Source organism: Ideonella sp. P3_A4 (genome assembly GCF_056403075.1).
Map to the genome: position 1 here is coordinate 1 of NZ_JBFUGE010000132.1, position 13,525 is coordinate 13,525.

Annotated in this window: 10 protein-coding genes; 5 read left to right on the forward strand and 5 right to left on the reverse strand. The window is 66.3% G+C overall.

What is annotated here, in order from left to right; translation table 11 throughout:
* The first annotated feature begins 306 nt into the window (after nt 1–306).
* Genes AC1DYI_RS14005 through AC1DYI_RS14020 form a run of 4 tightly spaced genes read left to right on the forward strand, consistent with a single transcriptional unit; the run spans nt 307 to nt 4,107 of the window.
* Complete coding sequence (locus AC1DYI_RS14005; RefSeq protein ID WP_477204731.1) at nt 307–1,011, forward strand: ABC transporter ATP-binding protein; 705 nt, start codon at nt 307–309, stop codon at nt 1,009–1,011.
* 29 nt (nt 1,012–1,040) lie between these two features.
* Nucleotides 1,041–2,249 carry an ABC transporter substrate-binding protein gene (locus AC1DYI_RS14010; protein WP_477204732.1) on the forward strand — a complete coding sequence of 403 codons (1,209 nt, stop codon included), beginning with the start codon at nt 1,041–1,043 and terminating at the stop codon, nt 2,247–2,249.
* 17 nt (nt 2,250–2,266) lie between these two features.
* The gene (locus AC1DYI_RS14015) at nt 2,267–3,151 is read left to right on the forward strand and encodes a branched-chain amino acid ABC transporter permease (RefSeq protein WP_477204733.1); all 885 of its coding nucleotides are present in this window, start codon (nt 2,267–2,269) and stop codon (nt 3,149–3,151) included.
* Complete coding sequence (locus tag AC1DYI_RS14020; protein ID WP_477204734.1) at nt 3,151–4,107, forward strand: branched-chain amino acid ABC transporter permease; 957 nt, start codon at nt 3,151–3,153, stop codon at nt 4,105–4,107. The genes AC1DYI_RS14015 and AC1DYI_RS14020 overlap by 1 nt, the downstream gene beginning before the upstream one ends.
* 26 nt (nt 4,108–4,133) lie before the next feature.
* On the opposite strand, the gene AC1DYI_RS14025 is transcribed toward AC1DYI_RS14020, so the two are convergent.
* The 5 genes from AC1DYI_RS14025 to AC1DYI_RS14045 form a co-directional block, all read right to left on the reverse strand.
* Nucleotides 4,134–5,450: a family 8 glycosyl hydrolase gene (locus AC1DYI_RS14025; RefSeq protein WP_477204735.1), complete on the reverse strand. Its 1,317-nt coding sequence runs from the start codon at nt 5,448–5,450 to the stop codon at nt 4,134–4,136.
* Nucleotides 5,451–5,542: 92 nt separating this feature from the next.
* The gene (locus AC1DYI_RS14030) at nt 5,543–7,549 is read right to left on the reverse strand and encodes a beta-1,3-glucanase family protein (protein WP_477204736.1); all 2,007 of its coding nucleotides are present in this window, start codon (nt 7,547–7,549) and stop codon (nt 5,543–5,545) included.
* Between the two features lie 285 nt (nt 7,550–7,834).
* Nucleotides 7,835–9,598 carry a GGDEF domain-containing protein gene (locus AC1DYI_RS14035; RefSeq protein WP_477204737.1) on the reverse strand — a complete coding sequence of 588 codons (1,764 nt, stop codon included), beginning with the start codon at nt 9,596–9,598 and terminating at the stop codon, nt 7,835–7,837.
* Nucleotides 9,599–9,630: 32 nt separating this feature from the next.
* A complete protein-coding gene (locus tag AC1DYI_RS14040; RefSeq protein WP_477204738.1) occupies nt 9,631–11,865 on the reverse strand; it encodes a putative bifunctional diguanylate cyclase/phosphodiesterase in 2,235 nt (744 codons plus the stop codon).
* On the reverse strand, nt 11,862–12,272 hold the full coding sequence (locus tag AC1DYI_RS14045) for an Hpt domain-containing protein (protein WP_477204739.1): 411 nt from the start codon (nt 12,270–12,272) through the stop codon (nt 11,862–11,864). The genes AC1DYI_RS14040 and AC1DYI_RS14045 overlap by 4 nt, the downstream gene beginning before the upstream one ends.
* Nucleotides 12,273–12,533: 261 nt before the next feature.
* Here AC1DYI_RS14045 and AC1DYI_RS14050 point away from each other — a divergent pair.
* The coding region (locus AC1DYI_RS14050) for a hypothetical protein (protein WP_477204740.1) at nt 12,534–13,525 on the forward strand (992 nt) is incomplete at its 3' end.

A 13,525-nucleotide genomic window follows, 5' to 3' on the forward strand; every position in this document is an offset into this window, starting at 1 on the left:
GCAAGCACCGTCCGTGGCATGGCACGCAAATGCAAGCCACAACGGTTCCATGGTGGGTGGCTCGGGGGTGCGGGCGCAGGCCCCATTCGCGGTCGCCACCACACAGGCAAGCGAAAACGGTGCTGACCAAGAGCCCGCTGCACGCCGGGCAAGTCGACCCGCGAGCGTGGGCCGGAGAACGCCCCCCCGGGCCACCCGCCACGCTCCAAGCTTCGCAAATGAACCGCCCGACAACTCGGCAACGGGTGAGCAGCGGCAACCAGCCTTGCCGCGAAGTCTTCCAAACGAAACGCCCTGGAGCACCTGATGGCCCAGCGCTTCCTCGAAGTCAAAGGCTTGCACGCCTGGTACGGCGAATCGCATGTGCTGCACGGCGTGGACTTTCATGTCGACGAGGGCGAGGTCGTCACGCTGTTGGGCCGAAACGGCGCGGGCCGCACCAGCACGCTACGCGCGATCATGGGCCTGACTGGTTCGCGCAAGGGATCGATCAAGGTGCATGGCACCGAAGCGATTGCGATGGCCACGCACCGCATCGCGCGGCTGGGCATTGGCTACTGCCCCGAAGAGCGCGGCATCTTCTCGAGCCTGTCGGCCGAAGAGAACCTGATGCTGCCGCCAGTATTGGCGCCAGGGGGCATGCCGATCGAACAAATCTACGCGATGTTCCCGAATTTGAAGGAACGCGCGAACAGCCAGGGCACGCGTCTGTCGGGCGGCGAACAGCAGATGCTGGCCGTTGCGCGCATCCTGCGCACCGGCGCGAAGCTGCTGTTGCTCGACGAGATTTCTGAAGGCCTGGCGCCGGTGATCGTGCAGAAGCTGGCCGAGATGGTGGTGGCGCTGCGCAAGCAGGGCTACACGATCGTGATGGTCGAGCAGAACTTCCGTTTCGCCGCGCCACTGGCCGACCGCTTCCTGGTCATGGAGCATGGCCAGGTCATCCAGCAATTCACCCAGGCCGAGCTGCCGTCGCGCATCGAGCGCCTGCACGAGTACCTCGGCGTTTGACGCCCCCATTCACCCCACGGAGACACCGCATGAAGCTCACGAAACTCGCCGCCGCCTGCACCTTCACCGCGGCCGTCGCGGCCGGCGCATCGGCCCAGGCCCAGATCTCTGGTGACGTGGTCAAGATCGGCATCATCACCGACATGTCCAGCGTCTATGCAGACATCGACGGCCAGGGCGGCGTCGAGGCGATCAAGATGGCGATCGCGGACGCCGGTGGCGCGGTGGCCGGCAAGAAGATCGAGATCGTGTTCGCCGACCACCAGAACAAAGCCGATGTGGCTGCGGCCAAGGCCCGCGAGTGGTTCGACACGCAAGGGCTGGACATGCTCATCGGCGGTACCAACTCGGGCACCAGCCTCGCGATGGCCAAGGTCGCGGCCGAGAAGAAGAAGCCCTTCATCGTCGTCGGCGCGGCCACCTCGGCGCTGACCAACGACCAGTGCACGCCGTACACCGTGCACTGGGCTTATGACACCGTCGCGCTGGCCAAGGGCACCGGCGGTGCGGTGGTGAAGGCCGGCGGCAAGACCTGGTACTTCCTGACCGCCGACTACGCGTTTGGCGCTGCGCTGCAGAACGACACCAGCAACGTCGTCAAGGCGGCCGGCGGCACGATCGTCGGCTCGGTCAAGCACCCGCTGGCAGCAAGTGACTTCTCGTCGTTCCTGCTGCAGGCGCAGGCCAGCAAGGCGCAGATCCTGGGCATGGCCAATGCTGGCGGCGACACGATCAACACGATCAAGGCGGCCAATGAGTTCGGCATCACCAAGACGATGAAACTGGCCGGCCTGCTGGTCTTCATCAACGACATCCACTCGCTGGGCCTGAAGACCACACAAGGCATGTACCTGACCGACAGCTGGTACTGGAACAAGGACGCAGAGGCTCGCGCCTGGAGCCGCCGCTTCTTCGAGAAGATGAAGCGCATGCCCTCTTCTTTGCAAGCCGCTGACTACTCGGTGGTGAGCAACTACTTGGCAGCGGTGAAAGCCACCGGCAGCGACGATGCCGACAAGGTGCTGGCACAGCTGCGCAAGACCAAGGTCAACGACATGTTCGCCAAGGGCGGCTGGATCCGCGACGACGGCCGCATGGTGCACGACATGTACCTGATGCAGGTCAAGACACCCGAAACCTCGACCGAACCCTGGGACTACTACAACGTGGTCGAGACCATCAAGGGCGAGGCCGCGTGGACGACAAAGGCCGACACCAAGTGCTCGCTCTGGAAGTGATCTGAAAGGCACGCGTCGTGGAGATCTTCGGCATCCCCCTGCAGGCCTTTCTCGGCCAGCTGATGCTGGGCCTGGTGAACGGTTCGTTCTACGCCATGCTCAGCCTCGGGCTGGCCGTGATCTTCGGCTTGCTGGGGATCGTCAACTTCGCCCACGGCGCGCTGTACATGATCGGCGCCTACGTGGCCTGGTACGGTTTCGAGCACTTCGGCCTGAACTACTGGCTGGCGCTGATCGTCGCGCCACTGGTGGTCGGCGCGCTCGGCGTGGTGATCGAGCGCACGCTGCTGCAGCGCCTGTACAAGATCGACCCGATCTACGGGCTGCTGTTGACCTTCGGCCTGGCTCTGATTGCCGAAGGGGTGTTCCGCGACCAGTTCGGTGTCTCAGGCCAGTCGTACTCGGTGCCTGAAGCCCTGCAAGGTGCCACCAACCTCGGCTTCATGATCCTGCCGAACTACCGCGCGTGGGTGGTCGTCGCTTCGTTGCTGGTGTGCTTCGGTACCTGGTTCGTCATCGAGCGCACACGGCTCGGCTCCTACCTGCGCGCGGGCACCGAGAACCCGGCCCTTGTGCAGGCCTTCGGCATCAACGTGCCGGTGATGGTGATGCTGACCTACGCCGCCGGCGCGGGGCTGGCCGCGATCGCCGGTGTGCTGGCGGCGCCGGTGATTCAGATCACGCCGCTGATGGGCAGCAACCTGATCATCGTCGTCTTCGCCGTCGTCGTGATCGGCGGTATGGGCTCGATCCTCGGCTCGATCCTGACCGGGCTGATGCTGGGCATCATCGAAGGGCTGACCAAGGTGTTCTACCCCGAGGCCTCGAACATCGTCGTGTTCGTCATCATGGCCATCGTGCTGATGATTCGACCGGCCGGCCTGTTCGGGAAGGAAAAGTGATGGACGCCGGCGCATCCTCGCTCGTCCGCTCTTCGCGCATCGCCTGGGGCATTGGCTTGCTGCTGTTGATCGCCGCGCCGTTCGTCGGCATCTACCCGATCTTCATGATGAACGCGCTGTGCTTCGCGATCTTCGCCTGCGCGTTCAACTTGCTGCTGGGCTTCACTGGCCTGTTGTCATTCGGCCATGCGGCTTATTTCGCAGCTTCTGCTTATGCCACCGGCTACCTGGTGCGCAGCGCCGGCTGGTCACCCGAGTTGGGTGTGTTGGCCGGTACCGCTGTGGCCGCCGCCACCGGGCTGGTGGTCGGGCTGATCGCCATTCGCCGCCAGGGCATCTACTTCGCGATGATCACGTTGGCGATGGCGCAGATGGTCTATTTCGTCTTCCTGCAGTCGCCGTTCACCGGCGGCGAAGACGGGCTTCAGGGTGTGCCGCGCGGCAAGCTGTTCGGCCTGCTGCCGCTGGCCAACGACCTGGTGATGTACTTCTTCGTGCTCGCCGTCTTCGTCGCGGTGTTCCTGTTCGTGATCCGCATCGTGCATTCGCCCTACGGCCAGGTGCTGAAGGCGATTCGCGAGAACGAGCCGCGCGCGATCTCACTCGGCTACAACGTCGACCGCTACAAGCTGCTGGCCTTCGTGCTCTCCACTGCGCTGGCCGGGCTGGCCGGCTCGCTGAAAACGCTGGTGCTGGGTTTTGCCACGCTGTCGGATGCGCACTGGTCGCTGTCAGGCGAGGTGGTGTTGATGACGCTGCTCGGCGGCATGGGCACCTTCGCCGGGCCGGTGCTGGGCGCCTTCACGATCATCGGGCTGCAGAACTTTCTGGCCGATCGCGTCGGCTCGTGGGTCACGGTGATCATCGGCGCGATCTTCGTCGTCTGCGTGGTGGCCTTCCGCCGCGGCTTCGTCGGCGAACTGCTGGCCTGGCAGCAGCGGCGCAAGCAGCGCTGACGGCCGGTGCGGGCGGGCGCGGCGGATCAGGGCGTCCACCAGTTGCCCGACACAGTGAGCAGCACATGCAGGCGGACTGCATCGCCGTAGTACTCCACCGTGCTGCCATAGTCGCCACCGGTGATCGAGGTCCACAGGCTGTCCATCCAGGCCTGGCCCGGCGCACCGCCGAACATCGCGTTGACAGCCATCGGTGCCGTGAAGACCAGGTCTCGGCGCTTGTCCATCGCCTTGCCGTTGGGCCCGTTCTTCACGAAGTAGCCGTCGTGGATCTTGCGCGGCACGCCACCGGTCTGGCCGCGGATCCACGAGGCCATTTGCTGTTGGGCCCCCTTCATGTCGGTGCGGCCGTCGTTGAGCCATGACAGGGCCAATCGCCACGGGGTGCGGCACGCGTTCCAGAAGAAGTCGCCGTCGTTGCGGGTCTCTAGCCACTTGCCGGTCACCGGCACCCACAGGCTGCCTGAGCGGACCATGAAGTCGGGCATCAGGCCGGTCTTCTCGCTGCCATGGGTGAACTGGTCGTTGACCGCAGCCGAGATCGCCCCGTAGACCTTGTTCCATTTCGCGGTGTTGGCCGTGTCGTAGCGGGCGAACGCGAGGATGTGGCCGGTCATGAAGTCGGACGGCCGGGTGTAGTTGACGTCGTCGTCGCGGGTCCAGTCGCCAACGGTCAGGTTCCAGTAGGTCGGGTTGACGTCGTATTGCAGGATGTCATGCATCACCTCCAGCGCACGGGCCCGGTAGTCGATCGCGCCGGATGAGCCCCATTGCACGTGGGCCAGCAGCAGTGCGTAGGCGACGTCGAGATCACCGTCGGTGGCCGACACCCGGCCCGCCACGTCGGTCATCACACCGTTCATCAGCGTCTGCTTCCAGGCCATCAGGTGGGCGCCATGCTTGCTGGGGTGATGGGTGAAGTAGCCGTACATCGAATCGACGGTCGGCTTGTCGGCCATGTAGGCGGCCAGCACCATGCCGTAGCCATGTGCCTCGGACACGGTGGAGTTGGTGTTGTCGTACTTGATCCACGCGCCCTGCCCACCCTCGGTGCGCAGGTAGTTGGTCTTCCAGGCGTCGTACTGGCTGCTGACCTTCGCATCCATCGCGGCCTGGGAGACATTGTTCGGCTTGATCGCACCCGCGGTGTAGGCCACGTGCTGCGGGAAGGGCCGCGCCGCGGCCTGCGTCTCTGCGCCTGTCGCGGCGGCACGCGATCGCTGCGCGGCCTGCTGCTCGAAACCGTCGTCGGCATTGCCGCCGCACGAGACCAGCATGGCGGTGGTCAGACCTGCCAGCGCGACGATGGTCCGGCGCAAAGGGCGTTGAGGAGTCGTCATCATCGATGTGTCCTTTCGGGTTCAGGAGACAAGCGCGCGCCAAGAAAAAGGGCCCCGCCTTTCGAGCGGAGCCCCCAATCCCAACGAGAGGAAACTTACCAGCCGATGGTGACGGTGGCGGTCGTCGGCGCCGGCGTGTGCAGCGACGAGCTGTAGTTCCACACGTCGTCGTACGGGAAGCCGTAAGACTGCTTGCCGACGTTGTGGTCGTGCCAGAACTTGGCGAACCAGTTCGCGGCCTGGCCACTCGCGTAGAAGTAGTTCGAGTTGCTCCAGTGATCCGGGTCGTCGACGATGTGGCGGTTCAGCGCCGCGCACATCTGGGCCTGGATCTGTAGCTGCTTGTCGTAGGCCGGCGTGCCCGGCGTGGTGCCGGTGGCATCGTTCAACACACCGTTGCCGAGGAAGGCTTCGGCCGTCGACGGCGCGCGGTAGATGTTGTAGGTGCCCTGCCCGTCGGTGAACTCGAAGCGGCCACCCACCACATGGCCAGTGAACGTGCCCTGCGCGTCACTGAAGGTCAGCGTTTGCGTGGTGTACTTGTTCCACACACTCTGGATGTACGAGTCCATGTAATGCGCGTTCGGGCCATCGGGCTTGAAGGTGCCATGGCCCGGGGCCACGATGCGCCATGGCGAGTACGGCGCCTGCGCCAGGCTCTTGAACTCGTTCGGCACGTTGGCCTGGAAGGCCGAGAACAGCGCGTCGCGGGTCTCGGTTTCGCCCACGGTGCGGTCATAGCCGCCCAGCCCTTGCAGGCGCAGCTTGACCGGGAAGCCGAAGTGGTCGACGCGGGTCGTGTTGCCGAAGAAGCCCGTCGTCGGGACGATCGCCATCTCGATGAAATCGAAGTAGACGTCGATGTTCGGGTCGTTCGGGTTCTCGATGTTGGCACCGGCGTAGCCGATGTTGCCGTTGCCGTCGATCAGCACCTTGATGTACATCGGGCTGCCGACGCTGAGCATCATGCGGGCCGAGTTGATCGGCGGGATCGTCACCGACTTCGACTGCGACAGCGGGATGAAGTAGTTTGTGTAGGCCTCGCCGTTCTTCCACAGCGCGCCGTTGTCCGACACCTGCATCGGGATCAGGTTGCCGTTCACGTCGACGTGCACGAACTGGCCGGTGTTCCAGTCCTTGCCGATGATGGACCAGTAGACCTGCGTGTCGGGGTAGGTGCCTCGGGTGTTGTTGACCATGTTGAAGGTCGTGCGCTTGTTCCAGGTGCCGACGCCGATCCAGTAGTCAGCCGTCGACACGCCCGATTCGCCCATGCCGGACTTGGTGGCGATCGCCCGCAGCGTCTGCGAGCTGGAGACAGTCACCGGGCCGGTGTAGGTCGGCGAAGAGGCGACGGGCGACGAACCGTCGAGCGTGTACTTGATCGTCGCGCCGGCGGTGGCGCTGGTCATCGTCACCTGCTGTGGGCTGCTGAACGAGCCACCCCATGGGGACAGGACCGGCGCTGCGGCATTGCCGTCGCCGCCACCGCCGTCGAACTTGTAGACGGCCTTCGCCACGGCCGACTTGGTCAGGCCTGTCTTGAAGCCGACCGCCTTGATGGTGGTGGCCTTCTTGACGGTGATGGGCGCGGTGTACTTCGGCGAGGTGTTGGTCGGCGTCGTGCCGTCCAGCGTGTAGCGGATGGTCGCGCCAGCTGTGGTCGTTGCGATCGTCACGTTGACCGCCGAGGCGTAGGTGCCACCGGGCGGGTTGAAGGTGGGCGTCGCCACCTTGTCGCCGCCACCACCAGAGCCGACGGTATAGCTGAACCACGGCGTGTCGTAGGCCGGCGTGCCCTTGTTGTAGGTGAAGCTGTAGTCGATGACGTTGCCGTTGGCGACCGGCTGCACCGCCTGCTCGTAGCGCGAGTTGCCGGCCACCCAGCCCATGCGGATGTTCTGCTGCGGGCCGCTGTTGAGCTTGTAGTGCACGTCGACCCAGGTCGTCGTGTTCGAGGTCGGCTTGAACCAGATCGTCGCGACGCTGCCGCTGACGGCCACGCCTTGGGTGTAGTCGTCCGAGGTCTGGGCCTGCGCCGGCAAGATCCAAAGGAAAAGACTGGCCCAGGTCAGGGCAAGCCAGGCAGCGATTCGTCGCATCGGGGACTCCGTCGGAATGAGGGCCGGGGGCGAAAGCCCCGATCCGATGACGGCGGACCAGCGCTTTCCGAAGGCGCCGATGGTAGGTCGATGTGCGCCAAGCTGAAAGCGCTTTCACCCTCATATCGGGAAAGCACCGAGCCGCTTGTTGCGACTGGTTTCAGAACTCGCTGCAGGAAGCGTCTTACGGGCCCAATGACCAAGCTCAGGGCGAACGGCAGACGCAGGCGCGGAACTGATCCGCTCAGGCTTGTCGAAGCCCTCGCGCACCGTCGGCCGACAGCGTCACGCGATGCAAGTGCGGTTCTTGCCGGTACGCTTGGCTTCGTAGAGCGCTTCGTCGGCGCGTTCCAGCGCCTCTTCGATCTTCTCGCCCAGGCGGTACTCGGTGACGCCGGCCGAGAAGGTGACGAAGACCTCCTTGCCGTCGTGCATGAACAGGCTCGCGGTCAGCAGGCGCTGCAAGCGCGTCAACGCCTTCTGCGCTTCGTCGAGCGGTGTGCCGGGCAGCAGCACGACGAACTCTTCGCCGCCGAAGCGGGCCACCACGTCGACCGGGCGCAGCGATTGGCGCACATGCTGGGACAGCGCGACCAGGGCCTGGTCGCCGACCGAATGGCCCAGGCTGTCGTTCAGGCGCTTGAAGTTGTCGATGTCGAGCAGGCCCACCGCCAGYGGGCCACCATCGCGCTCGAGCCGGCCCTTCTCGGCCTCGAAGGCCTGCATCAGCCCGCGCCGATTGGCGATCTGGGTCAGGGCGTCGGTGCCCACTTCCTCGGACAGGCGGCGCAGCTCGGATTCGAGCGAGCGCACTTGCGCTTCGAGCTCGGTCGCGCGTTGGTGCTCGCCGGCCAGGCGTTCGCGCGTGCTGCTGACCAGGCCGTGCACGCTGCGGCTTTCGTCGACCATCTCGCGCACCACGCTGGCCAGCGATTCCAGCGAATCGGCGTGCTCGATCGTCTCGGCGTAGCGCAGCATGCCGTCACTGAAGCGGCCGGTGTGTTCGCCCAATTCGCCCAACTCAGACAGCATGCGCTGGATCAGTTCTTTCAGCGCGTCGCGCGCCTTGTCGCGGTCGCCACGGAGCTCGCGCTGGCGGATGCGCGCTTGCGAGAGCAACTGGCTCGCCGACTGCACGGCCCGCGCACTCGGCGGCCCGGACAAACGCTCGCGCAGRCTGGCGACTTGGCCCTGGACCCAGCTGTCGTCTTCGGCCAGCTCGGTCAGACCCTCGCTCAGCTCGAGGCTGAACCTGTGCACCTGGTCCAGCAGGTGATGGCGGTGCGCCAGCAGGCGGCGGGCGCGTTGGCACAAGACCTCGGTCTGCTTGATCAGCTCGGGCGTGGCACCCTCGGCCGCCAGGCGGTCGCCCAGCTCCTTCAGCTCATCGGCCAGCTCGGTCGCCCGGGCAGAGTCGGCCGGCAACGCGGCCTGCACTGTGGCCTGCAAGGGAGCAATGACCCTCGGCCAGTCGTCTTCGCGGTCGTCGTCCAACGGGGCGATGCCACTGACGGGGCCCGCAGTGGCGGCGGCACCTTCGGCGTCGGCATCCGGTGTGTCGACGCCGGTGGTGGTCTCGTCCCATGAGCCGACCAGCTGCTTCAGCCGATGCAGCATGCGTTGCATGTCACTGCGGCTGGAGTCGAGCACGCGGCGCAGGCTGTCTTTCTTGCGCGCCATCGTCCACTGCTTGCCGCCGCGTTCCAGCCCGCGCGCCAGTCTTTCGATCAGCTGGGCCCAGGACTGCGACTGCGAGGTGGCCGACTCGCTGCTGCGCTCCAGCCAGCGCTGGGCTTCGTCCCATTGACCATGCAGCATCTGCTGCACGAATTCGACACGCTGTGACGCGTCATCGGACAGGCGCTGCGCCATCTTCTCGGCCAAGGCCTTGGCGCGGGGCGGCAAGCCACTGCCGCGGACTTCACCGCTTTCTTCCGCCCAGGCCTGGGCATAGTTTTCAGGCGTGGGCTCCTGCTTGGCCAACGCCAGGCGACGCAACGCCGCCTTGGCGATCTGGGCCGGGGTGAGGCTGCTGGCCGCGTCTTTCACGGGCTACTCGCCCCCCGCAGGGAGCGGCCATCTCATGTGCCGTGCTCGCGCCGCACGCGCACCGGTATCGGCCCGCGCTGCCAATCGCCCTGGCCGGCTACGATCTGCTGCTGGTTCCACGGGCCGATCTGCTCGCCCGGCACCGGCCGCGAATACAGGAAGCCCTGCATCAGGTCACAGCCTTCGTTGACCAGCGCCTGCTGCTGCGCCAGCGTCTCGACGCCTTCGGCAATCACCCGCAGCTCCAGCACCTGGGCCAGCGCGATGATGGTCCGCGCCACCGCGGTGCCCTTGTGCGTGACCGCCATGTTCTTGACGAACGAGCGGTCGATCTTCACTTCCGAGATCGGCAGGTCGGTCAGGCGCGACAGCGACGAATAGCCGGTGCCGAAGTCATCAACCGAAATTTGCACGCCCATCTCGTTCAGGCGCTGCAGCGTCGGCTGGATGCTTTGCAGGTCCTTGACCAGGCTCTCTTCGGTGATCTCGAGCTGGATCATGCGGTGCGGCAGGCCGTAGGGGGTGACCGCACCGTGCACCAGCTCGACCATGTCCTTTTGCAGGAACATGCGGTAGGGCATGTTGACCGCCACCGTGCCGTCGAAGCCGAATTCCTGTTGCCACGCGTACGCCTGCTTGGCCGCCTCGCGCAGCACCCACTCGCTCATCGGCACGATCAGGCCGGTCACCTCGGCCAGCGGGATGAACTCGTTCGGCGCCACCAGCTGATCGCCCCGGCGCCAGCGCATCAACGCTTCGACGCCGACCATGCGGCCGGTCGAGATCTCGACCTGCGGTTGGTAATGCAGCACCAGTTCGTCGCGCTCGATCGCCTTGTGCAGCGCGGTTTCGAGCTCGAGCTTCTCGCGCCCGCGGGTCGCCCCTTGCGGGCTGTAGACCGACAGGCGGTTGCGGCCGTCGTCTTTCGCGCGGTACATCGCCACGTCGGCATTGCGCATCAGGTCGTGCACGTTCGTGCCGTCGCGCGGGTACAGCGCGATGCCCACACTCGCGGTGGCAAAACATTCCTGGCCACCGGCATAGACCGGCTCGYGCAGCACGTCGAGGATGCGCTGCGCGACGCGCTCGGCGTCGTGCTCGTCACTCACCTCGGGCAGCAGCGCGATGAACTCGTCGCCACCCAGCCGGCCGACGGCTTCGAGCGAGCGGTGGGTGCGGGTGCCAGCCGATTCGACGACGCCTTCGACGATCTGGTCGGAATGGCGAACGCAGCTGCGCAGCCGGGCCRCCACTTCGATCAGCAACTCGTCGCCAGCCGTGTGGCCCAGCGTGTCGTTGATGTTCTTGAAACGATCGAGGTCGATCATCAGCAGCGCGACCTGGTGGCCCAGGCGGCGCGCGTATTCGAGCGCGCGCTCGGTCCGCCAGACCAGCTGGCGGCGATTCGGCAGGCTGGTCAACGCATCGTTGTTGGCCAGGCGCCGCACCGTGTCTTCGGCCTGGCGGCGGTCGGTCACGTCTTGCACGATGCCGGTGTAGCCGACGCAATGGCCGTGTTCAGCGAACTCGGGCTCGGCCTCGACGTGCAGGATGCGGAAACGCCCGTCGGGCAGGTTCATCGGCACGTCGGTCGCGAACACCGACACCTGCTGCAGCACCTCGCGCGCCGAGCGCAGCAGCGCCCGCCGGTCCGACGGCGGGATCGAGCGCATCAGGTAGTTCAGGCCCGGCTGGTCGTCCGGCCCGAAGCCRAAGACACGCAGCGCCTCTTCAGACAGGTCGAGCCCGTGGCTGAGCGGCACGCCGGGTTCGTACCACCAGTCGAAGCTGCCCATGCGGGCCAGGTCTTGTGCGCGCGCCAGCTTGGACTTGCTGCGCGCCAGCTCCAGATTCGTGCGCGAGGCCCGCAGCATGTAGCGCAGGCGGCCGGCCAGCAGGCTCCACTGGTTGGACTTGACGAAGAAGTCGGTCGCGCCGGCCTGGTAGGCCCGGTTGATCGAGCCCTCGTCGTCCAGCCCGGTCAGCATCAGCACCGGGATGTTCTCGAAGCCGTACATGCGGCGCAACTCGCGGCAGGTCTCGAAACCATCGAGGCCGGGCATGCGCGCATCCAGCACCACCAGGTCGGGTGTCCAGTCGCGCAGCAGGCGCAGCGCCGCTTCGCCGTCGGTGGCTTCGGTGATGTCGAAACCGTGCTGCGTCAGCGCGGCCGACACCAGCATCAGGTTCACTTCGTCGTCGTCGACCAGCAGCACCCGCGGGCGCTCGGCGTGGCTGAAGCCGAGAGAGGAGCCTGCCGCCGTCATGAGGCGGCGGCGCCGGAGGCACCGAGTTGCGCCTGGACCGCGTCACGGACAAGCGCGGCCTCCTGGAAGAACCGGTCGAGCAGCGGCTCGAGCTGGTCGAGTTCCTGGCGCCGGATACGGCCTTCGATGTCGGCGCAGATTTGCGAGAAGGTCAGTGCGCCCACACTGGCAGAGGCCGACTTCAAGGTGTGAGCGGTGCGCGCGAATGCGTCCCACTGACCGGCCTGTCGCGCTTGCCGCGCCTCGGCGTCGTGGCGTTCGAGCGAGCGGACGTAGGTGCCGAGCACGCGGGATAAAAAGCCACTGCCACCGGTCGGGTCGAGTTGGCGCAGCTGATCAAGGCTGGCCATATCAAGCACCGAGCGGTGGGGGTCGTCGAGAGCAGGCGTGGGCCGGGCTTCTAGCATGGTTGTCGAGCGGTCTGCCTCCCATGGACCCTCAAGCGCCTGACGATGGCGCGGGGCGCAACCCGCCTGCGGCATTGGAGCCAGGGAGCAGCGAGCCCAATATACATCCTGTAAGGATCGGTCGTGCCACCATGTGGCGTCAAGCCCGAATTGGGGGGCGAAAACTTCGATGAGCTGGCCTTTTGGCACAGCTTTCGATGCTCATTTCGCATCGCATGCCCGAGGGGCTTGCCGGACCACTCGCTCCGTACAATGCGTTGCATGGCCCGCACCTACCGCTTGCCCCGCCACCGATGCCGTGGCCGTGGTTTGGCAGTGGCGCTGGCGGTGTCGGTGCTGATCTCCGGCATCGTCGCGTTGATGTGGCAGCTGGCGGTGCCTTCGACCACCGCGCCCGCATCGAGCCATGCCTGGTTCGCGATGCTGGCCTTCGGTGCCGCCTGTGCCGGTGCCGGCCTGGCTTGGGGCCACCAGCGCAGCGCCGCCCGCCTGCGCGAATCCCGCTTGCGTCAACAGCTCGCCACCCAGCTGGTCAACGCCTGGCTGTGGGAGACCGATGGCCAGCACCGGCTGCGCCAATGGCGCCCCCCACCTGGCGCCGCAAGTGCCGCCTGGGCCGACGCCCGACCGCTCAATGGGGCGCTGTGGGACCAGTTCTCGCTGGGTGACCCGAACGCCGCCGCGCTGAAAGCCAGGCTGGACGCGCAAGCCCCGATCGAGGCCTTGCGCGTGCAGCGCCAGGGCGAAGCCCAACCCTGGCTGCTGCGTGCCTATCCGCGCTTTGATGGCGAAGGCGGCTTCATCGGCTACCTGGGCAGCGCCGAGCCGCTGGGTGACGACGAACAAGGCCGCTTCGCCCAGATCTTGCTGACCAGGCTCTGGCCCGAGCTGGATGTGCCGGCGCTGGCCCTGCGGCCCACGGGCCCCGTCGATCAAGGTGACCCGGGCGCAGACGCCGCCTGGGAAGTGACCGCGCTGTCGCCTGACGCCGCACGCCTGCTCAAGCTCGGTCCGCAGGACGGGTTGCCCAGCTGGGCCGACGCGCGCAGCCGCCTGCCGGCGGCACTGGCCCAGGCCGCCGCCCGCCTGCAGCCGGGCCAGACGCTGGAAGAAAGCGGCTGGACGCTGAGCCTGCAGCCACTGGGTGACGACAGCTCGCCGGCCGGTGGCCGCCTGCTGCTGCTGCGGCCCAAGGTGGCCGAAGAACCGGTCGACAGCAACGCCGCCGAAGACCAGGCCTCGTTCGCCTATTC